This is a genomic window from Streptomyces sp. HUAS TT11 (assembly GCF_051553595.1).
Taxonomy (GTDB): domain Bacteria; phylum Actinomycetota; class Actinomycetes; order Streptomycetales; family Streptomycetaceae; genus Streptomyces.
The window spans coordinates 4,362,762-4,382,121 of record NZ_CP196184.1 but is presented as its reverse complement, the minus strand read 5'-3'; the positions used below and the strand labels follow the sequence as shown (position 1 = coordinate 4,382,121).

Sequence of the window (19,360 nt, the reverse complement as noted above, 5' to 3'; positions counted from 1 at the left end):
GTGACCAACCGCAGACGCTCCAACGCTCTTCGTCGGCGCAGCACCACCCGCCAGATCACACCACGCACCCATTGGTTCCTCCTGAGCGTGCTGGCGGTGACCTTGGCTACGGCCCTCTTGCTGCAGGGCTACACCCATCACATGTTCGGTATCACCTCGGACAGCGTGACCGGCGCTCGGGGCCGCAATGACGCAGTTCCCAGCCAGGTGGTGCGCGGTGGCCCCGTGATCGCGAACGCTGCCACCACTGCGCACACGGCCAGGGTGAAGCCCCGCACGATCGCCCTGACCTTCGACGACGGCCCGGACCCTGTCTGGACGCCACGGATCCTGGACGTATTGCGCCGCAACCATGTGCACGCGACCTTCTTCATCGTCGGAACCCAGGCCGTAGCCCACCCCGAGCTGGTACGGCGGATCGTCGCGGAAGGCCACCAGCTCGGCATCCACACCTTCACCCATCCCGATCTGGCTCGGCTTGCCCCGTGGCAGCGCTCCCTGGAACTGCGCGAGACGCAGCTCGCGGTGGCCGGCGCCGCGGGGGTCACCACCGCGCTGTTGAGGCCGCCGTACTCATCGCGGAACGACGCACTGGACAACACCGACTGGTCCGTCCTCCAGCAGGCCGACGCGGCAGGGTATGTCACGGTGCTCGCCACTCAGGACGCCGAGGACTGGCAGCGCCCGGGTGTGGAGCGGATCCTCGCCCACGCCACACCGCACGGCAGCGCGGGGCAGATCGTGCTGATGCACGACGCCGGCGGCGACCGGTCCCAGACCGTCGCCGCGCTGAGTACCCTGCTCCCGCGGCTCAAGGCACAGGGCTACACGTTCGCGACGGTCTCCGATGCGGTCGGTATGGCCACACCCGTCCACCCCGCCGGGTTCGCCGAGCACCTGCAAGGGCTGGCCCTCATCACGGTGCTGCAAGGCGGCGACTGGGTCGTGTGGCTGCTGGGCCTGCTGATGTACGCCGCCGGAGCGATCAGCGTGCTGCGCGCGGTGGTCGTGCTGATCGCAGCCCGACGGCACCGTCGTCTGCGCAGAGGACGCCGGGGACAATCTTGGGGACCTCCGGTCACCGAGCCCGTCAGCATCATCGTCCCCGCATACAACGAGAGCGCGGGGATCGAGGCAGCCGTACGCTCACTGTCCGCCTCGGACCATCCGGTCGAGATCATCGTGGTGGACGACGGTTCGACCGACGGCACCGCCGAGTTGGTGGAGTCGCTTCACCTTCCGGTACGAGTGATCCGCCAGCAGAACGCGGGCAAGCCCGCGGCCCTCAACACCGGCCTTGCAGCCGCCTCCTGGGACCTGGTGGTCATGGTCGACGGCGACACGGTCTTCGAACCCGACACCGTTCGTACGATCGTGCAACCCTTCGCCGATCCTCGCGTGGGTGCCGTCTCGGGCAACGCGAAGGTCGTCAACCGCGGCGGCCTGCTCGGCCGCTGGCAGCACATCGAGTACGTGGTCGGCTTCAACCTCGACCGTCGCCTGTTCGACCTCGCCGAATGCATGCCGACCGTGCCCGGAGCCGTCGGCGCGTTCCGTCGCCGGGCGCTGCTGGACCTCGGGGGCGTCGGCGACGACACCCTGGCCGAGGACACCGACCTCACCATGGCACTGTGCCGAAACGGCTGGCGCGTGGTGTACGAGGAGACAGCGAAGGCCTGGACCGAAGCCCCCGCGTCACTCGACGCCCTGTGGCGGCAGCGATACCGCTGGTGCTACGGCACCCTGCAAGCCATGTGGAAACACCGCGGCGCCCTGGTGCAGCGCGGCCCGGCCGGAAAACTGGGTCGCCGAGGCCTGGTCTACCTGCTGCTCTTCCAGGTCCTGCTGCCCCTGCTCGCACCCTTCGTGGACATCTTCGCCGTGTACGGGCTGGTCTTTCTCGACCCGGTCCGGATCACCGGGCTCTGGCTCGCCTTCCTTCTGCTCCAGTTCCTGATGGGCCTGTACGCGTTCCGCCTGGACGGGGAGCGGCCGGGACCGTTGTGGAGTCTGCCGCTGCAGCAGTTCGTCTACCGGCAGTTGATGTACCTGGTGGTGATCCAGTCCGTGTTCACCGCAGTGTCCGGTTCACGGCTGCGGTGGCAGCGCATGGAGCGATACGGCAGCCTGCAGGCTCCCGTGGGCGTGGAGGCCGGGACGGCGGGTCACGGCCTCACTCCGCAAGAAACAGACTTTCGTCCGCCGGTGGAGTACGGCGCCTTCCAGCATCCGGCACCGTACGACGGGCATCCGCCGTCCTCACCCCCCGACGGTTTCCAGCGCCCGGCCTCGCAGGAAACGTCGCAGCGGTACTGAGAGGTCGCGCAGGCGGCTTCAGCCGGACAAGAGAATGCCGACCGACCCGTTCATGAAGCGCCCGGGTTCGCCCCTCGCCTGACGCACGTGTCGAACGAGCGAAAGCCGCTGGACGCGACCAACATGCGGCGGGCCTTTCGCCGGGCGCTCAAGGAGGCGGAAGGGATCAAGGCTGATGAGCGGAAGCCTCGGGAGCTCCGGCGCAGCTTCGTGTCGCTGCTCTCGGGCCGGGGGGTGCCCCTGGAGGAGATCTCCCGGCTCGTCGGCCACTCCGGTACGGCTGTGACTGAGGAGGTCTACCGGAAGCAGATCCGCCCCGTGAGTCAGACCGGCGCCGTGATCATGGAAGGGATCTTCAAGCGGGATCCACAGCGGTAGTCACGCAGATAGACACGCAGACGAAACAGGTGAGGCACCTACCAAAATTGGTAGGTGCCTCACCTGGTGTTTCACTGTCGGGGTGGCGGGATTTGAACCCACGACCTCTTCGTCCCGAATAATGTGCGGAAAGATCGCTGACCAGGGCTACTCGACTGCTGTGCAGGTCAGGGCGTTGGTACGAGTTGGTTCCGGTGGGTGGCGATCCGCAAGGCGTCCTTGATCCACTCCCCGCTCACTCCCCAGGGCCGGTGCGTTGCCCAGGGTCTTCATGATCGCCTCGCGGTAGTGCTCCCGCTCGTGCAGTGTCGCCATGGTCGCCTGCCTCTCGTGCCGGCACTGACGGAAACCCGTACGTCTGGGGCGGTGTCCTTCTTCTCCCGCTGAGGGCCATCTCCTCAGATTTCGTCCGGCTGTGTGTGATCGTCCCGGGAGGACTGGCTGGCCAACAGCCAGGAGCGCGCCGGCTCCGCCATGCGCGTGGTGTCCACGGTGAGGTGGAGGCGTGTTCCGCCGTCGGGGCCCGCGGGGTAGCTGCGTGCTTCGGCGGCGGAGAAACAACGGCGGAGAATCTCCGCGACATGACGAGCCGCCTCCGGGTCCGCGGCGACGATACGAACCTCCGCGTGCCCGGCCGACGGCAGTTCCGGTGACTTCATGGTGACCCCTTGTTCATTCAGGACGACGTACATCAGGGGCGACGTGCCCGTGAGCGTGACGGCCGTCGCCCCACGCTTGCCCTCGGTTGGAAGGTCTGCATCATGAGATCACGGCGACGGTGGCGGATGTCTCCACGTCGTCACCTTCTCAGGGCGGAACTGAAGATCCCGATCGCGGTTACAGCCGCCGAAGCGGCCCCGCCGTCGGTCTCCCATTCCTCTTCTCGGCTTTGAGCCTCTGCCGCCTCGTGGCTGATGGCCTCGTCGATCATGAGACCACTGGCGGTGCGGATACCTCCCGGAACGGTTGCTGCTGCCATCAGCCGGGCGGCGGCGGTCGGCTCTGTCTCCGGAGGGATCACCAGCAGGTCCAGGCGGCCCACCGTGTAGGAGAAGAGCATCACTTTGTTCGGGTCCTGCTCGTCGGCGAACCAGCCGACATGCACTGTGTGGCCCGTGACGGGGACCCTGCGCGGGATGACGGGCCAGTGGGCCGGGTTCACGGTGACGTGAGTGATCCGACCCCAGCACGCGTCGAGCGCGTCCGTCAGAGTGGGGATCTCCCGGAGGAGATCACGGGAGCGGGGCCACCAGGCACCGTCCAGGAGACCTGGAACCGGGCCGGTCGGGATCAGGGACAGCCGGGCCGACGCCGAAGGCAGACGCTCTTTGATGATCGTAGGTTCGATGGTCACGGTCATGACACGGACCTGTCCCCGTGCCTCCTCTTGGAGGCCGGTGTTATTGCTCGCCGGGAACGACACCAACATGGCGGCCGGTGTGCGAAGTGCTCCTGGTGCTTCCACTCTACGCCGTTCCGAGGCCCCGGAATGGCCCGTGAGCAGGCATTTCACCGGCAGGCTACGAGTTCGGAACCACTTGTGGGCGCAGCCGGCGCGGCGGCGCGCGATTTACGGTGAGAAGACGAGGTCCCGCGTTCGGCGGCGACACCGAATCCCGCAGACAGGCGGACACATTATGACCGAATCCGACATCCCTCACGCCCCAGGGCTCCTGCCGGACGCGATCCATCGGGCCGCGAAACCCGGGACAGTTCTTCTGCGACTGGAGACGACACATTCCCGGGAAGGCAACCTCGACGGCGCATGGTGGCCGCGTTCCCGCGACATCGGCGCGGAGCTGCCCGCCCTCATACGCGTACTGACCGGTCACCTCGGCCCCATCACGCGCGTCGGCCTGGACGCCACCGCATGGGATGAACTTCCCACGCGCCTGGTCATCGACGACCAGGTCGTCCATATCGACTCCTTCTCGGTCGGTGATGACACCGTCCTGATCACTCGGGGCGACCAGGACCACTTCTCCCTCCTCGTGGTCCCGCCGCACGCGACAGCCGACGCCGCCCGCGCCGCGATGGCCAGGGCCGTCCGGGCCGACAACGTCACCCATGCCGCACAGATCCTCATCGACACCGGCACCCATCAGGCACACCCGATTCTTGCCGAGGACTCTCCGACTGGCGAGGAACGGCCCGAGGAATGACGTCTGGAGGTCCGGGCACCAGTAGGTCTATCTCCGCTGGACGGCGCCGACTTCAAGGCGATCAAGGCGGTGCCGCCCGTCGGGGTGGATGCCCAGTGGCGGACAACGTCGTCGCGTATCGGCACATGCGGACAGGGTAGAGAGGGCACCTGGACAGGACCACCGCTTTAGGAGCGAGGTTGGGCCATCACTGGCATGACCAGCGGTTCGCTATCTTGCACCGAGTCGGGCGGCACGTACCCCTGCCCACCCCGATTCCCCGTGAGTCCCCGCCCGATCTGGCACGTCTGTGGCACGGCCAAAGTGGCATCCGGTGCGAGCATCTTCTGGCAGTTCGTCGGCGACATGGGTGTCGTTGATGCGGGTACTGCCCTCTGGCTTAGGTGCTGCGCGCCGGCTCTCTCCAGTTGCCGTTCGGGTGTGCTGAGCGCTTTCTGGGAGAGCGGGTGGGGCCCGTTCTCCCATGAGGAGTGCAAAGATGGCGCAACCAGTAAGCCGGCCAACGATCAGCGCTGAGCAGTTCAGTCGAGTGTGTGACGAGATCAGGAGCACTGCGGCACCCGAGGTGGGCGCTCAGTCCATCAGGGACTGTGCTTTGCGCATCGTGCAGACCCTGGGCCTGGCGCTATCCACGGATGATCTGAGCGGGCTCCTCGCCGAACTCATAGTCCCCGGGGTGGCCCCGCCGTCTGGGAGCCCGCAGTACACCCGAGAGCCCATCCTGGATAGGCCTGACGAACAGCCACGAGACGATGAAGGCCCGGTCAGGTAGGTCGGGGATGAAGAGGCGTTTCCTGTGCCGCAGCAGACAGGCACAGACAGGGATATTATTGGAATGTTACAGACAAAAGGCGCCCTGCCCCGTGGTGAGTCGGGAGTCGGCGATGCGGGGGTGCCCCAGCCCATCGATTTGGTGAGCCTCTGATGCCGACGAGGAAGGCGGGGAACGTGGCCGATGAAAGGACGTGGTTGGGTCGCCTGCTGACGCTGGTGGAGGCAGCACCGCCGGTGGAATCGGTGGCAATCCTGGAGCGGGTGCTGGAGGAGCAGATCGCCGCGGTTGAAGTCTCCTTTCTCATCACGGACCACGGCGGCAAAGCCCTCGTACGATTGACCAGCGCGGCTGATGATGGCGGCCGGGGGCGACCGGAGCCGATCAAGCTGTCCGGCACGGTGTACGACTGGGTGATCCGCACTCAGCATGTACAGGTGGAGAAGGCGGAAGGGGCGGAAGAAGGGGGGCCGGGCCTGGTACGGGTCATTGCACCCGTGACTGACCGCGGGGACGCGATCGGCGTGTTGGAGCTGACGCTGCCCGCTCCTCCCGACCCGCAGACAGTGCATTGCATCTCCGAGGCCGCCCACGCTCTGGCCTATGTGGTGATCGTCAACCGACGCTTCACCGATCTATATGAATGGGGTCGATGCACCACACGGCTATCGCTTGCATCCGAAATACAGCACCGCCTTCTGCCTGATTCCTTCACCTGTAATGCCGGTCGGTTCACCGTCGCCGGAGCGCTGGAACCGGCTGCCGACATCGGCGGCGATACCTTCGATTACAGCCTCGACCGCCGGTCCCTGTACCTGTCCCTCACTGATGCCATGGGCCACGACGTGCAGGCCGCACTGCTGGCCACAATGGTCGTCGGCGCCCTACGCAACGCTCGCCGCGCGGGCGCCGGCCTTGCGTCACAGGCCAAGGACGCCCATCGGGCAGTCGCCCGCTATGCCAACCAGGCTCATCTGGTCGACGCCGACCGATCCGATCAGATGCATCAGGCCATCGCCGAGTACGGCGGCCAAGCCATGGTCACCGGTCAACTACTACGTGTAGCTCTCGACACCGGACACGCCACCGTCGTGAACGCAGGTCACATCTGGCCGCTGCGTCTGCGCGACGGAAAGGTCGAGGAGGTCGCCCTCTTCGTCGACCTGCCCTTCGGCGTAACACCAAACCCGGGGTATCGCGTCCAGAGCCTCGACCTTCGTCCCGGCGACCGCCTGGTACTCCTTACCGACGGCATGCTGGAGCCTCACGGCACTGACTTCGGCTTGCGCAGTCTGATCGAACAGACCGGCGACTGGCACCCGCGTGATGCCGTGCGCGTTTTCACCGACGCTGTCCTGCAGGCCACAAATCACGACCCACGCGACGACGCCACCGTCCTATGCCTGGACTGGCCCGGGCCGTGAGCACCTCGGCCGCCGCTTCACCGAACGTCGGCCGACGATCTTGAAAACCGCCGTGGCGCGAGTCGCCGTGGATTCAAAACCCGCAGCGGGCGCGGCACAGGCTTCGTACTGGGGCTGTGTGGTCGATGCGTGGGCACTTCTTAGGCGTCCAACACACTTTCCACCTGTCCGCGTAGCCGTTCGGAGGCGTTCGGAGGCGTTCGGGGGGATCCGCAGGGCAGGTGAGAGGGGGTGCGAGTACGACAGTGAACGGGGGTGTTCGTCGGTGCACTGGACAAAGACCAGGACAACGAACACGCGGCCGCGACAGGGCCGGTGAGCGGTATCCGGAGTCATGCGTGCCTATCCGCGACCGTCGCCGGACGTGCGATTCTTGGAGCGACGATGGGTGACCAGAGAGGGAGAACGGGTGTCGCAGCAGGCCAGTCCTCGGGGAACCTTCCTGAAGATCGCCGATGCCGTGAAGGCGCGGGTGGACGCGGACGCGGACATGACGGAGCTCCCGTCTGCTGCTGAACTCATGAGCGAATACAAGATCTCGCGGGGGGTCGCTCTCCGTGCGTTCGCGGCTCTCTATAAAGACGGTGTCGCGGAACCGGTGCCGGGTGGCCGTTGGCGTGTGGTACGGGCAGGCGAGCGGACAGACCGCCGCCCACTGGAAGAACGCATCGTGGGTGTCATCGCGGATGAGCACTTGGAAGTCGGTGCAGCATTCCCTAGCGCATCGGCTCTTGCGGAGCGGTTCGGGGTCTCGCGCCCGACCGTGACCAAGGCCCTCGACAAGTTGGAGGCTGCCGGCGTGCTGGCGAGCGGAGGTCAGGGCAGGGTGCGGACAGTCCGTACCCTGCCGAATCGAGAGGAGCGTTCGTAGCTTGTCCGAGCTGACGGAATGGGCCTATCCCCTGGCTGAGTCCCTGCTAGCTGAGCCGCTGCCGCGTCGCTGGAGGCACTGCCTCGGAGTTGCCGAACGAGCGCGCACCATCGCGCTCGTCCTGGGGGAGGACGCGGAGTTGCTGGAAGCCGCGGCCGTGCTGCACGACATCGGTTACGCACCCGACCTCGCCAAGACGGGTTTTCACCCGCTCGACGGCGCACGGTATTTGCGAGATGTCGCCAATGCCGACGAACGTGTCGTGCAACTGGTTGCTCATCACTCCTGCGCGTGGATGGAGGCCGAAGCACGCGGTCTGCATGCGGAATTGGAGGGGGAGTTTCCGCGTGAGGGCGCGCACCTGAACGACGCACTCTGCTACTGCGACATGAACACCACTCCAGATGGCACGCCCACGAACCCAGTGGACCGGATCAACGAGATTGCCGGCCGTTACGGTGCCGACAGCCTCATCGGCACGTTCATTCGGCGCGCCGAACCCGAGATCCTGGCAAGTACGGCGCGAGTGGTTGAAAGGGTCGCCGCCGCGAAGCGTCAGCCGATATAGGGAGTCGTCCGCGTCCGGTCCATCGCATGCTCGATCCGTAGCCGCATCGTGGGATGGACGTCCAACGTTGCCAAGTCCGCTGGGGTGACCCAGCGGACTTGCGTCGTCTCGTTGCTCGTACGCAGTTCGCCGCCCACAGGCTGGGCGCGGAAGCAGATGCTGAACTGCTGCCGGACCTCGCCATCGTCGTACTGCATAACGTGACCAGGGTCGGTGTAGATCCCCGACATGTCACCGACTTCGGCTTTGATGCCTGTCTCTTCCCACACCTCGCGGACCACCGTGTCACTGATGGATTCGCCCACGTCGTGGCCTCCGCCCGGCAGCGCCCAACGTCCGTTGTCGGATCGTTGGATCATAAGTACGTGTCCAGCCTCGTTCTGTACGAACGCGACGACCGAGGGCACGACAGAGTTGGCTGCCGGGGCGTTCGGGTCGTGCAGGTAGTCAATTCGTCCCATGGTCAGGCTCCTGTGAAGTCGCGATCGGTGACCGAGCGCGCGTTGGCCCAGGTGTACTCGATGCTGTTCGCGTACGTGTCGAACAGACTGCCGCCTGGTAGACGGCGCAGGTGTAGTACGGGAGCCATGTAGGCGCCGAGACCGTAGACGTGCGGGTTTACCAGCATCTCGTCATCGGCCCGGTAGATGGAGTTGTAGAGCGTTGAATCGTGAAGTCTGAACCCGATGTCCGGGTGACTCTGCATGAGTGGGCGGTACAGCACCAGGGCGTTGCGAATCTTGCCATCCATGATTTGGTGACCTTCGTCCATGCCGCGCTGTCGGACGGCCGCGCAGTCGGGGTCGCCGAGCAGGATGCGCACTTGGGTGCCAGTTTCCACCTTGGCCTTGAGTAGGCCATGGAACAGGGGATCTTCTGACATGAAGAGGCCGGAGTAGACCAGCAGGTCAACCTTCGCTTCCGCTCGCTCGTAGACCTCGCGGAAGAGATTGGGTGGCACAGAGTGACGGTGCGGGTAAACCGTAACGATCTCGGCTTTCGTTAAGTCTTTGGCGCTCTCGGCGTTGCGCCCGTCCTCCCACAGCGTCGTCACGTCGACCTTGAGCACCGCCGCCGTCGCGTACTGATGGCGCCGGTACGGCACCTTGCCCTGTGTGATCCAGCGCTCCACGGTTTTCGGGTTGACGTTGATCTCGTCCGCGAGATCTTGGACGGTCATGCCGCGAGCCAACAGGGCCGATCGCAACCGTTCGTTGGGCATCTGCACCCCTTCGGGGGACATCTGGGGACCTCTTGACGGTAGCCAGATGGCCTGGAGCTGTCCACGTGTGGGGTAACCAACTCCCGTGACCTGCAGTGATTCTGATTGTGCGCCAAGCAGTCCCGGCGCAAAGCCCAGAAGTTCCGGCGCTGTACTTGACGGACTCCTATGTAGCACCTGTAAAACAGGTACTGCAAGGCGTCGTCGGATCCACTTACACGTGGTCCGAGCGGCAGGGGACGAAGAGTCCCCGCACCACCCTTCGGCCGTGAGGTCGGTGGGGCGCGGCAGATACAGCCCGTCGGCTGTCAGACCCGGTGCGAACAACTTGGACAGCGGTCCACCTGCGAGGGGAACGAACCCCAAGCGCGGGTGAGTGCAGTGGCACTGAGACACCGATTCCCGAGCGGGGGCGACTCCCCGCGATGACCGGTCGGTGGATAGGACCGGGCGGCACCGTTTCCGAGTGTCGCCACGAACGGACTAGGCACTTCCTCACGTTGCGCGTGAGAGCTGAAACGGGCGATGTCCAGGGAAGGAAACCGCGGCCGCGGCGTCACAGACACGCGGCCGTACGCACACCACGAGGGTGGGCCCGTTGCGGGTCCGCCCCTCGTCATGTGGGCAGGGCGTCGGCTTCACGTCGCTGGCCTGCCCGCATGACGAGGTGTCCTCATCCCTGTCTGGAGTGCTCATGTTCGAGATGCCTTACATCCAGCAGCGCATCTTGGTTCGGGCTGCTCGCCGTGATGACCGGCGGGTGTCGAGCCGGAACACGGATGCGCTGATGAGCCTGTACGCGGCCGATCTGGTGTCGCGCGAGGCGCTCACGCCGTCGGGGCTGGCCCTCGCCCGCCGCCTGATGGCAGCAGACCCGTCGTTGCGCTGAACCCCTTGCACCACTGGCCCCGGCATTCGCCGTGAGGGCGCCGGATCGAATCCGGCCCGGGGCACCGGGTCTTACGGCCCTGGCTCCATCCACCCACCCCCTGTGAACGGCGAACGGCCCGGCGGTGCGACGCCGGGCCGTTCTTTGGGCCGTCCCACAGCAGAAGGAGAAAACGACCCATGTACTACATCGGTCCTGTTCAGACGGCTGTTACCGCCAACGCGTCGGATCGTGAGCCGACGGCCGCGGAGCTGAAGGCCATCGAGTGGGAGCTCCCGCTCATCTCCGCGGAAGTCGAACTGCTCGATGTGGAGATCTCCACCCTGGACCGGCCGGTCACGGAAGTGGATGCCCGCCGGGTCCGCCGGGCCCGCCGCCGGGTCCTGTCCGCCCGCCGCGCCCTGACCAACCAGGCTGCTGACCTGTTCTGGGACGGTGCGGCGTGAGTCAGGTCTTAACCGCCGTGTCCGCTGCCGGGCCGCTGGCAGCCGGTTGGGGCGTCCACAGCCTGTGGATGCGCCGCCGGTTGTCGACCGCGCGGCGGGATCCGCTGTCGGGGCTGTGGACGCGGGCCGCGTTCGAGCAGCGGGCCGCACGCGCCCTGGTCCGTGGGCCGCACGCCGTCATCGTCATGGACCTGGACGGCTTCAAGCAGCTCAACGACACCTTCGGCCACGCGGCAGGCGATGAGGCCATCCGCACCACCGCGACCAGCCTGACCACCGCCCTTGCTGGACTGCGCGGCAACGTGACCGCCCGGCTGGGTGGTGACGAGTTCGCCGCCATCGTGCCGGCGCCGGATCCGGTGGCGCTGCCGTGGCTGCTGTGTGCCCTGCACGACGCCGTGTGCGAGCCGTTCAGCTTCCGGGGCCAGACCCTCACGGTCGGCGCCTCCATCGGCGCCTGCCTGACCGCTGAACTGCCCGCGGGGTCGCTGTCTTTGGCGCTGCGCAGGGCGGATGAGGCCATGTACACGGCCAAGCGCAGCGGAGGCGGATGGCGGCTGGCCGACGGCCCGGCTCTCACCCACACGACCACGCTCGGACGGCGTACCGGCCGTCCGGGGACCACCGGGAAGGAGGCGATGGCGTGATGCAGGAAGAGTTCACGGCTCACATGTCGATGCGCGATGGCCAGGGGCGCCTGTACGTAGTGCTGCTGAACACCACCGACGCGTGGCCGGAGTACTGCTTCGGCCCGACGGTGCCCACGCTCACCGAACGCGCCGAAGCGCTCAGCGTCCTCGGCTTCGAGCCGGTCCCCGGCGCCGAGTGGGAGTGGATGGAGGACAGCGAAACCCTCGACGATCCCTCCTCCCCGGTTGTCCTGATCGCCGCGATCCGGGCACGGCTGCTTGAGGAGGAGGCATGAACAGCTTCCCGAACCTGAACGGCGGCCCCTGGTCGTGGCTGCTCCCGGTGACCGGCGCGGTCGCCGCCCTGGCCGTGGTGGTGTGGGCGGTGGGGCGGCTGCGTAAGTCGGCGTGGCTGTCCGGGATCGGCCCGCAGGCCGTGGTCGCGTTGGGTGGTGTCGCGGTCAGCGTGCACGGCCTGTGGGGCTTCGCCACACAGACCAGCGCGCTGCCCAAGGTGCTGGCGGTGGCGTTCATCGCGGTGTTCGACGCCGCGGAGATGACGCTGCTGGTCATGATGTACCGCAGCGCCGATCCGGAGAAGGGCTGGACGCGGGAGCTCCGGCTGATGCACCGCACCGCCTGGATGCTGGTGTCCTTCTCCGCCGCCATGAACGCCGTGCACGCCCCGAACTGGTGGGCGCGCCCGGTGCTGGCTGCGGTGCCAGCACTCGCCGCGTGGCTGATCGAGTTGCAGCTCCGCAGCAAGCTCCACCACGTCAAGCCCGGTCATGACGATGAGGGCGGGCGGCCGGGTCCGGCCCGGCTGCTGGCCCTGCTGTGGCAGCACGCGTGGGCGGAACTGTTCGCCCTGCTCGGCTTGGACGCGCGCACCAATTCGTCCGCGATCGCCCGGGCAGCCCTGGTCCAGCGCGCTGCGCTGCGTGTCTACCGGCTGCGTCTGGCCCTGGACGCAGGCAAGACCCGCCGCGTGCGGCGCTGGCGGCGCAGGGCACAGAAGGCGCTGGATCGCGCGGACGTGGCCACCGACCGAGCGCAGGCCCTCGCGCTGGTGCGACGGCTGGCTGCACTGACCCGCGCGGATGAAGTCGCCACCCTCGACTACCGCCAGCCCGGCAAGGTCCTGGCTCTGATTGAGGACATGGCCGTGACCCCGGCAGTGGAGCGGGAGGAAGCCTCCACCCTTGCCGGGGAGGCCAACGCTGCGCGGGAGCGCGCGGAAGCCGCGCGGCAGGAAGCGGAGGACGCGCGGCAGCGCGCGGCAGAGGAGTTGGCTGCCGCGCGCCAGGAGTTGGAAAGGGTCCGACTGGACCAGGCCGCGTTGGTCGAACAGGGCGATGACGCCAACGGGCGCGCGGCGGCTGCGCGGCAGCAGGAAGAGACTGCGCGGCAGCGCGCGGCAGACGCGCGGAGGGAGGAGCAGGCCGCGCGGCAGCGCGCGGACATGCTGATGCAGCAGGCGCAGCAGCACGTCGACGCCAAGCAGCAGCAGGCTGATGCGCTCGCCCGCCAGGCGCAGCAGGCCCGCGCCGCCTACGAGTCCCACGCGCAGGAGTTGCAGCAGCTCAACGGGCAGATTGCGGAGGCCCGGACGCTGTATGAGCGGCTGCGCGGCGATCTCGCCGCCCTGCATCCGCAGGCCCCGGAGCAGGCTGTAGAGGGCTCCGAGAGCGTGTGGAAGTCGCCTGCCAAGCAAGAGGGCTGGACGTACTACCTGCACGCCCTGACCGCCTCTGGCGGGCAGGAACCGACCGCCCCCGAGTTGGCTGAGCGGTTCGGGGTGGACCCCGGAAACGCGCGGAACTGGCTGCGGGACTTCCGCGCGGCGCGCGCTGCGCAGCTTGCCGCGCAGCCGCGCACCTTGACCGCCGCCAACGGCACCGCCCACGTCTGACACCGCGCACCCAACCGCGCGGCTGAACCCTGCACGAACCCCGGCCGCGCGGCACTACCGCGCGCCGCGCGGCCGGGGAGCCCAACCGCGCGGTTGCGCGGCACGCCCCGCGTGAGGGTGCCCGATCGGATCGGGTCCGGGGCACGCATCAGAACCGATCCGACCCAGACCGGAAGGAACCCGCTGTGATGAGCCTGTTCAGCCGGAAGAACGTGCCCGTGACGGACACCCCTGTTGCCGAGGTCCCGGCGGCGGACGTTTCCACGGAGGCGCCGGAGCCCGCTGACTTACTGATCTGCTTCCACAACCAGGCTGGGGCAGCCGTCGACGTCACCGGCAGCGTCCACCTCCAGTCGTCGCACTGGTCGTGCCACGGCTGTGGCGCGTGCTCCGAACGGCCCCACGCCGACTACTTGTGGAGCACCCGCGAGAAGGCCAATCACCACGCCGGCATCTGCCGCGGGGCCTACCACCGCATCGCCTGATGGCCACGGTCCCTGTCTACCGGTGGCGGCTGGCCCCGGAGGGACTGGCCACTGTCCGGCAACTTCGGGCGATGAACCTTCGGCCCGGCGGCCAGGACGTGGCAGCCCAGTTGGAGCGTCCGCGTCGGCGTCGTGGCCCGCTGGTCGCCTTCCTCTACGAGATCGAGAAGGCCAAGCCTGTTCGGCCGATGACGCCCGCGAAGTGGGCGGCCCTGGCCAAGGCGAATGCGGCCCGGCGCAGGTGCCCCGAGTGCGGGCGGGATGCCGGATACGTCATCCCGCCCTCGCTCGGCATGTGCACCCCGTGCGCCTACCCGGAAGAACAGCGCGCTGCCTGAACCCTCAACATTCGAAGGGAACTTCCCTGGTGAAGCCCACAATGACCCGCCGCCGCGTGATCGAGCTGGCAGGCGTCACAGCCTCCGCAGCACTGGCGGTGGCTCTCGGAGCGCGCCTGTCCAGCTACGGCGTGCCCGTCCTTCTGCTGGTGGCCTGCTCGGTTGCCTGCATGACCACGTTCGTCACCTTGCTGTTTCGCGTCAGCGAGGCGCTGTCGATGACCACGCATCGCTGCAAGCGGCCCGGCTGCGACTTCCAGATACACCTGCGCAACGCGAACGCCGCGGAGAGTCGGCGCTGGCAGGAGCTTGCCGCCGATCACCCGCACCGCGGCATGTGAGCTGCGGTTTCCCCCAAATAGGCAGGCCCGGCCGGACGAACCTCTCACAGCACACCGGCCGGGCCCTACTCCGCAAAGGAGTGCTCACAGCATGACGGATCTCAGCACAGAGCCGGTAGCCGTTGACGCTGCCCCGACCACACCGCCCCCGACACCCACACCGCAGACCACCCCGGCGACAGACGCGCCGGAGGTGGAGCACACCCCGGGTGGCTGGCCGATCGTCCCGCTCGCTCTGTCGGGGGCGAACACGACCGTGGGCACCGTCGCCGCCGCGTCCCTGGCAGGCGGCCCGATCGCTGCGATCGTGGCCGCAACCGGTGCGGTCGTGCTCGGCACGTTCGCCGCCGCCCGCTCGCGCAACACCAACCCGCGCCGTGAAGCCCGCCGGGCCGCCGCCCGTACGGCGGCCCGGACGGCGGCCCGCAGCGCGAGCCCGCGCCGCGGCGGAGGTGCAGGCGGTACTCGGAGCACTGGCGGGCGGACGGGCCGTGCTCCGGCTCAGCGACAGCGCGCGAACGGCCCGTCCGCTCACCATGGCAGCAGTAAAACCAGCGGGAAGGGACGTAACAAGGCTGGTCACGGCCTGTCCAAGCACCCGAATGGCGCAGGGAAGCGGGCGGGCCGGATCGGGCAGATACGCGGCCTGCGCGCCGCCCAGCAGACTGCAGGCGGATCCCGAGCGGACAAGCGGGCGCAGAACACCGCGGCCCGCCGCGCGGTCGCCGACGCCCGCCGCAGCGCGAAAGCCACAGCTGGCAACACCCGCCTGGGCAAGCGCGGAAACGGAACGAGTGGCCTGATGGGCGGTGCCGTTCGTAAGGCCCGTGCCGCGCGGGATGCGGCGATCACGAAGAACCGTGCCAAGCGCGACAGCAAAGCGGCCGGCACGATCGCCGCGCAGCGCTCCGCGGTGCGCAAGGCCCCGGTCCGCAAGGCTGCCCGGCAGGCATTGCGCAGGTCAGCGGCCCGCTTCCACGGCCGCCGCCTGTTCGCCGCGCTGCTGGCGCTGCCGGTCGGATTGCTGGGGCTCATCACGACGCCGCTGGGCCGCAAGTTCCGCATCCCGGCCCTGATGCACCCCGGCCGCCGTCTGTTCCGCCGCCTGGTCCTGACGGCTGCGGAGCAGCGCGCAGACCGGGATGAGACAACCCGCAAGAACCTGCGCGAGCAGGAGGCCGCCGCGGATGCGGAGGCCGCCAAGGACGGCACCGAAGGGCTCGGAGAACAGGTGGAGCGCCCGGCCGTCGAGATCCCCACGAGCACGTCACCCGAGATAGGTGAAGGAGTACGTGTGTCCGGTTTCCAGTTCGAAGAGGCTGCTGCCGAGATGGAGCAGGCCGCCAATCAGTACGACCCCGAGGACGCCATGGAGATCCTGGCCATGGTGGAGGGGCTCCCGGCCGCCCTCACGTCGGTGGCGAACGTGATGAAGATCCTCGCGGAGCGCTCCGACTCGGAGTTTCCACTGGAGAAGGAAGTCGCGGACGGTTTCAACGACATCTTCGGCGCGCTGATGAGTGCTGTCGCGGTCGCTGAGGACATGGGGCCGCTGTTCCGGCAGGTCCATGAGCAGGACATCGCCCGGCACGAGGACCCCCGCAACGGCACCGACGCTGAGAAGGGCTGGAACGTCTGAGATGAGCAGCACCGCCACCGCCAACAAGCACGCGAGCAGTGGCCCGGTGCTGGACTGGGCTGCCGGTCACGGACCCGTGACCGGTGCCCTGTCCGCCACCACCGGAGCCTTCGCCGTCGCCACCACCGGCGCCGCCACCGCCATGCCTCCGGGTTGGGTACTGGCCGTCGGCGCCGCCGGCGCCCTCGGGCACACCGTCGTCGGCCTGCGCGTCCGCAACGCCGGCCGCACCCTCGCCACCCGCGCCGCATCCTGGCTCGTGGGCGCCGGGTGGACGACCTGGGCCATGACCCACGGCCCGCTGACGTGGGCTGCGTTGGGTTCGCTGGCCACGATCGGCGTCGGTATCGGCGCCGCCGCCCGCTCCACGGCCCTGTATGAGGAGGCGCGGGAGGAGGAGGCGATCGCCGCGGAGCAGCGGGCCATTGCGCAGGAGCTGTCTGCGGAGCGCCGGGCGATCGCTGCCCAGTGGGTGGAGCGGATCCGCCGGATCTGCAACATCACCGTCCGCGTGCTGGCCGTGGAGATGTGGGAGACCGGCAACGGCTACTCCCTGGACCTGGAACCGCAGGGCGGCATCACCTACGACCGTATCGCCCAGTACGCCGCGGCCCTGTCGGCGGATGCGAAGCTGCCGCACGGCTGCACCGCAGCGGTCGGCCCCGGCGTACACCAGGGCCGGGCGATCGTGGACGTCACCACCCGCAACGTCCTCGCCGAAGCCCGCACCTACCCCGAGGACTACACGCCGCTGTCGATCCTGACCGGCATCCCCTGGGGTTTCCGCACCAACGGTGACGACGTGCTCGCCTACCTGCGCGAGCAGTGCGCGCTGGTCGTCGGGCCGACCGGGTCGGGCAAGACGAACATGCTCCACACGATCCTGGCCGGACTCGCCCGCGCAGAAGACACCCTGACCTGGGTGATCGACCTGAATGCCGGATCGGCCGGCCTGCCCTGGGTGCGCCCCGCCCTGAGTGGCGAACTTAAGCAGGCGGACGGGAATCCGGTGCGGCCCGGCGTGGACTGGCTCGCCGGCACCTACGAGGAGGCGCTGAAGCTGCTGGACGCGGCGATCGCGGTCGGACTGCACCGCAAGCGCGCGTATCAGGAGCTGATGGCCAAGCACGACACCGATCTGCTGCCGGTGAGCGCGAAGATTCCCCAGATCATGCTGGTCATCGACGAGGGCGCGGAGATCCTGGTCAGCACAGACCGGCGGATGAAGGAACTCGCCAAGCGGATCTATGAGTTCATCCGCATGCACCGCTCTATGGGCGGACGCACGATCATCACCGCACTGGGGGCGACCGGCAGCGTGCTGGGCAACCTCCTCATCCGCCGTGAGGCCAAGGTCCGCGTCGCCCTGACCGGTGGCGAGACCGAGGGCATGGATCTCTCCAAGATGTTCCCCGGTCGGCGCGGGCTGCGTGTGGATCAGGCGCCCTTCAAGGGTGCCGGCTTCATGGGCACCCCCGAGTCGCCGGGCGCGCTGTTCAAGGCGTGGCGGATCAAGCCCTCCCAAATCCGCGACATCACCGTCGCCACCAGCGACCGCCACCCGAAGCTGGACGACGTCTCCGCCAAAGCCGCCGGCACTGCGTACGCCCGCCGCTGGGACGCGGACCGCACCGCGTGGATGCGCGACCACACCGAATGCCCCGCTACCGACGTCGACGGTGCGCTGACGGCTGGTGGCGGGCTCAGCCTGTCCGCCCTGCACGAGGAACAGCCTGCGCAGCGTCCGTCGCGGGAGGAGGAGATGTTGCGTCAGTTCCGGGAGGAGATCGACGCGCAGTTCGGCACCGCCCCCGACCCGCAGACCACCGAGCCGGACACCCCGCCCGCTGCGTCGGGTGGGCTGAACCTGTCGGCGCTGCGGGGCGAGCAGGACAGCCCCGCGCAGCAAGCCGCGCTCGCGCTGCTGCTCGCCGCCGGGCGTGAGGGCACCGGAGCCTCTGCGATCGCCCGCGTCCTAGCCGACGAGTACGGCACCACCCGTCAAACCGTCGTCGGCTGGCTCAAGACGTGGGTGAAGGACGGCACCGCCGTCCGCGTCGGGGAGGGCACCAAAGCCCGCTACGTCCACCGCCAGTATGTCCCCGAGCAGCCCCCCGAGGACTGATCGCTTGTCGCTTGTCGCTTGTCGCCCACGCTCCACACAAGCCCTCTGGCGGGCCCTGGAGGCCCGAAAACGGCTTGTGACCTGCAAGGCGACAAGCGACAAGACAAGACAAGCGACAAGACAAGACAAGCGACAAGCGAGACGACAAGACAGACGACAAGCGACACGACAAGCACGGCACCGGGCAGCACCCCGACCGCGGGGTGCTGCCCGCCGCATTGAAGGGACCGAGTTGTGCAGCCGAACACGCCCGGAGAGAGCACCCCCGACCCCCTCCCGTTCGCGCGGATGAGCGACGCCGAAGCCACCGCCGAAGCCCGCCGGATCATCGCGGAGGCGTACCGGCCCGTGCGGCAGATGCCGACCGCCTACCGCGACTCGACTCCGGTGCCCGCGTACGGCGCCACCCCGCCCGTTGCTCAGCCGGACCACCGGATCGTGCCGCCGTGGGCCGCGGGTACCGCCGTTGCCGGCATCGGCGTCGGCGCGGCCTGCGTCGGCATCGGGTGCGGGATCTGGCTCGCCTGCCAAGGATTCGCCGCCGTGACCCTGACCAGCGTCCTGTTCATCACCCTGCCGATCGCCGCCGTCGCCGCGGTCGCAACCGCCATCGGATCGGCCGTGCGCTCCATCAAGGCCACCCACACCGAAACCCACCACCACTACACCGGGCCCGTCCGGCAGGAGACCAACACGATCACCGCCCCCGCATACGGGCTGATCGCCCGCAACCGCAACGAACTCCACGGCTGACAACGCCAAAGGCGGCCCCTGCTCACGCCAATGAATCCGGGGCCGCCCTTGCCAACCAGCGTCCATCCAAGGAACTGGAGATTCCCCAGC

22 protein-coding genes are annotated in these 19,360 nt (G+C 68.2%); 17 read left to right on the top strand and 5 right to left on the bottom strand.

Annotated features, from left to right (window positions below; all coding sequences use genetic code 11):
• Positions 1-2,316 (top strand): bifunctional polysaccharide deacetylase/glycosyltransferase family 2 protein, encoded by a 2,316-nt coding sequence (locus ACSHXN_RS19615; RefSeq protein ID WP_438303436.1) that lies wholly within the window; start codon positions 1-3, stop codon positions 2,314-2,316.
• Positions 2,317-2,394: 78 nt separating this feature from the next.
• Complete coding sequence (locus ACSHXN_RS19610) at positions 2,395-2,694, top strand: tyrosine-type recombinase/integrase (protein WP_355131345.1); 300 nt, start codon at positions 2,395-2,397, stop codon at positions 2,692-2,694.
• 147 nt (positions 2,695-2,841) lie between these two features.
• On the opposite strand, the gene ACSHXN_RS19605 is transcribed toward ACSHXN_RS19610, so the two are convergent.
• From ACSHXN_RS19605 to ACSHXN_RS19595, 3 genes are all read right to left on the bottom strand, one after another.
• Positions 2,842-3,009 carry a hypothetical protein gene (locus ACSHXN_RS19605; protein ID WP_438303435.1) on the bottom strand — a complete coding sequence of 56 codons (168 nt, stop codon included), beginning with the start codon at positions 3,007-3,009 and terminating at the stop codon, positions 2,842-2,844.
• An 83-nt stretch (positions 3,010-3,092) separates the two neighbouring features.
• Positions 3,093-3,353, bottom strand: coding sequence for a hypothetical protein (locus tag ACSHXN_RS19600; RefSeq protein WP_385753920.1), 261 nt, complete (start codon positions 3,351-3,353; stop codon positions 3,093-3,095).
• Between the two features lie 140 nt (positions 3,354-3,493).
• A complete protein-coding gene (locus tag ACSHXN_RS19595; protein WP_385753930.1) occupies positions 3,494-4,054 on the bottom strand; it encodes a DUF5994 family protein in 561 nt (186 codons plus the stop codon).
• A 277-nt stretch (positions 4,055-4,331) separates the two neighbouring features.
• Here ACSHXN_RS19595 and ACSHXN_RS19590 point away from each other — a divergent pair, with 277 nt between their 5' ends.
• The 4 genes from ACSHXN_RS19590 to ACSHXN_RS19575 all read left to right on the top strand — a co-directional run bounded on the left by ACSHXN_RS19590 (position 4,332) and on the right by ACSHXN_RS19575 (position 8,491).
• Positions 4,332-4,856: a DUF5994 family protein gene (locus ACSHXN_RS19590; RefSeq protein ID WP_384732168.1), complete on the top strand. Its 525-nt coding sequence runs from the start codon at positions 4,332-4,334 to the stop codon at positions 4,854-4,856.
• A gap of 948 nt (positions 4,857-5,804) precedes the next feature.
• Entirely contained in the window at positions 5,805-7,052 is a 1,248-nt protein-coding gene (locus tag ACSHXN_RS19585) for a PP2C family protein-serine/threonine phosphatase (protein ID WP_438303434.1), read from the top strand.
• Between the two features lie 409 nt (positions 7,053-7,461).
• Complete coding sequence (locus ACSHXN_RS19580) at positions 7,462-7,923, top strand: GntR family transcriptional regulator (protein ID WP_384543419.1); 462 nt, start codon at positions 7,462-7,464, stop codon at positions 7,921-7,923.
• Between the two features lies 1 nt (position 7,924).
• On the top strand, positions 7,925-8,491 hold the full coding sequence (locus ACSHXN_RS19575; RefSeq protein WP_384732160.1) for an HD domain-containing protein: 567 nt from the start codon (positions 7,925-7,927) through the stop codon (positions 8,489-8,491).
• Here ACSHXN_RS19575 and ACSHXN_RS19570 read toward each other — a convergent pair.
• Both ACSHXN_RS19570 and ACSHXN_RS19565 read right to left on the bottom strand, forming a co-directional pair.
• A complete protein-coding gene (locus tag ACSHXN_RS19570; RefSeq protein ID WP_385753915.1) occupies positions 8,479-8,952 on the bottom strand; it encodes an NUDIX hydrolase in 474 nt (157 codons plus the stop codon). The two genes, ACSHXN_RS19575 and ACSHXN_RS19570, sit on opposite strands and share 13 nt — an antisense overlap.
• A gap of 2 nt (positions 8,953-8,954) precedes the next feature.
• Positions 8,955-9,713 (bottom strand): helix-turn-helix domain-containing protein, encoded by a 759-nt coding sequence (locus tag ACSHXN_RS19565; protein WP_438303433.1) that lies wholly within the window; start codon positions 9,711-9,713, stop codon positions 8,955-8,957.
• A gap of 694 nt (positions 9,714-10,407) precedes the next feature.
• On the opposite strand from ACSHXN_RS19565, the gene ACSHXN_RS19560 reads away from it, so the two are divergent.
• The 11 genes from ACSHXN_RS19560 (at position 10,408) to ACSHXN_RS19510 (ending at position 19,270) form a co-directional block, all read left to right on the top strand.
• On the top strand, positions 10,408-10,602 hold the full coding sequence (locus ACSHXN_RS19560) for a hypothetical protein (RefSeq protein ID WP_438303432.1): 195 nt from the start codon (positions 10,408-10,410) through the stop codon (positions 10,600-10,602).
• Positions 10,603-10,781: 179 nt separating this feature from the next.
• Positions 10,782-11,048 carry a DUF6284 family protein gene (locus tag ACSHXN_RS19555; protein ID WP_438303431.1) on the top strand — a complete coding sequence of 89 codons (267 nt, stop codon included), beginning with the start codon at positions 10,782-10,784 and terminating at the stop codon, positions 11,046-11,048.
• A complete protein-coding gene (locus ACSHXN_RS19550) occupies positions 11,045-11,695 on the top strand; it encodes a GGDEF domain-containing protein (protein ID WP_438303430.1) in 651 nt (216 codons plus the stop codon). The genes ACSHXN_RS19555 and ACSHXN_RS19550 overlap by 4 nt, the downstream gene beginning before the upstream one ends.
• Positions 11,695-11,973 (top strand): DUF6303 family protein, encoded by a 279-nt coding sequence (locus ACSHXN_RS19545; protein ID WP_438306481.1) that lies wholly within the window; start codon positions 11,695-11,697, stop codon positions 11,971-11,973. Before ACSHXN_RS19550 ends, ACSHXN_RS19545 begins: the two co-directional genes overlap by 1 nt.
• Positions 11,970-13,589 (top strand): hypothetical protein, encoded by a 1,620-nt coding sequence (locus ACSHXN_RS19540; protein ID WP_438303429.1) that lies wholly within the window; start codon positions 11,970-11,972, stop codon positions 13,587-13,589. Before ACSHXN_RS19545 ends, ACSHXN_RS19540 begins: the two co-directional genes overlap by 4 nt.
• 188 nt (positions 13,590-13,777) lie before the next feature.
• Complete coding sequence (locus ACSHXN_RS19535; RefSeq protein WP_438303428.1) at positions 13,778-14,074, top strand: hypothetical protein; 297 nt, start codon at positions 13,778-13,780, stop codon at positions 14,072-14,074.
• Positions 14,074-14,412: an RRQRL motif-containing zinc-binding protein gene (locus tag ACSHXN_RS19530; protein ID WP_438303427.1), complete on the top strand. Its 339-nt coding sequence runs from the start codon at positions 14,074-14,076 to the stop codon at positions 14,410-14,412. The genes ACSHXN_RS19535 and ACSHXN_RS19530 overlap by 1 nt, the downstream gene beginning before the upstream one ends.
• Positions 14,413-14,468: 56 nt before the next feature.
• Positions 14,469-14,753 carry a hypothetical protein gene (locus tag ACSHXN_RS19525; RefSeq protein ID WP_438303426.1) on the top strand — a complete coding sequence of 95 codons (285 nt, stop codon included), beginning with the start codon at positions 14,469-14,471 and terminating at the stop codon, positions 14,751-14,753.
• Positions 14,754-14,844: 91 nt separating this feature from the next.
• Positions 14,845-16,392, top strand: coding sequence for a hypothetical protein (locus ACSHXN_RS19520; RefSeq protein WP_438303425.1), 1,548 nt, complete (start codon positions 14,845-14,847; stop codon positions 16,390-16,392).
• Position 16,393: 1 nt separating this feature from the next.
• Positions 16,394-18,517: a hypothetical protein gene (locus ACSHXN_RS19515; protein WP_438303424.1), complete on the top strand. Its 2,124-nt coding sequence runs from the start codon at positions 16,394-16,396 to the stop codon at positions 18,515-18,517.
• Between the two features lie 234 nt (positions 18,518-18,751).
• The gene (locus tag ACSHXN_RS19510) at positions 18,752-19,270 is read left to right on the top strand and encodes a hypothetical protein (protein ID WP_438303423.1); all 519 of its coding nucleotides are present in this window, start codon (positions 18,752-18,754) and stop codon (positions 19,268-19,270) included.
• Positions 19,271-19,360 lie beyond the last annotated feature (90 nt).

What these genes read in the sequence shown, in the direction of transcription:
- ACSHXN_RS19605 (WP_438303435.1), bottom strand. Translation starts at nt 3,009, where the DNA reads ATGGCGACACTGCACGAGCGGGAGCACTACCGCGAGGCGATCATGAAG.
- ACSHXN_RS19600 (WP_385753920.1), bottom strand. Translation starts at nt 3,353, where the DNA reads ATGAAGTCACCGGAACTGCCGTCGGCCGGGCACGCGGAGGTTCGTATC.
- ACSHXN_RS19595 (WP_385753930.1), bottom strand. Translation starts at nt 4,054, where the DNA reads ATGACCGTGACCATCGAACCTACGATCATCAAAGAGCGTCTGCCTTCG.
- ACSHXN_RS19590 (WP_384732168.1), top strand. Translation starts at nt 4,332, where the DNA reads ATGACCGAATCCGACATCCCTCACGCCCCAGGGCTCCTGCCGGACGCG.
- ACSHXN_RS19570 (WP_385753915.1), bottom strand. Translation starts at nt 8,952, where the DNA reads ATGGGACGAATTGACTACCTGCACGACCCGAACGCCCCGGCAGCCAAC.
- ACSHXN_RS19565 (WP_438303433.1), bottom strand. Translation starts at nt 9,713, where the DNA reads ATGCCCAACGAACGGTTGCGATCGGCCCTGTTGGCTCGCGGCATGACC.
- ACSHXN_RS19560 (WP_438303432.1), top strand. Translation starts at nt 10,408, where the DNA reads ATGTTCGAGATGCCTTACATCCAGCAGCGCATCTTGGTTCGGGCTGCT.
- ACSHXN_RS19555 (WP_438303431.1), top strand. Translation starts at nt 10,782, where the DNA reads ATGTACTACATCGGTCCTGTTCAGACGGCTGTTACCGCCAACGCGTCG.
- ACSHXN_RS19545 (WP_438306481.1), top strand. Translation starts at nt 11,695, where the DNA reads ATGCAGGAAGAGTTCACGGCTCACATGTCGATGCGCGATGGCCAGGGG.
- ACSHXN_RS19540 (WP_438303429.1), top strand. Translation starts at nt 11,970, where the DNA reads ATGAACAGCTTCCCGAACCTGAACGGCGGCCCCTGGTCGTGGCTGCTC.
- ACSHXN_RS19535 (WP_438303428.1), top strand. Translation starts at nt 13,778, where the DNA reads ATGAGCCTGTTCAGCCGGAAGAACGTGCCCGTGACGGACACCCCTGTT.
- ACSHXN_RS19530 (WP_438303427.1), top strand. Translation starts at nt 14,074, where the DNA reads ATGGCCACGGTCCCTGTCTACCGGTGGCGGCTGGCCCCGGAGGGACTG.
- ACSHXN_RS19520 (WP_438303425.1), top strand. Translation starts at nt 14,845, where the DNA reads ATGACGGATCTCAGCACAGAGCCGGTAGCCGTTGACGCTGCCCCGACC.
- ACSHXN_RS19515 (WP_438303424.1), top strand. Translation starts at nt 16,394, where the DNA reads ATGAGCAGCACCGCCACCGCCAACAAGCACGCGAGCAGTGGCCCGGTG.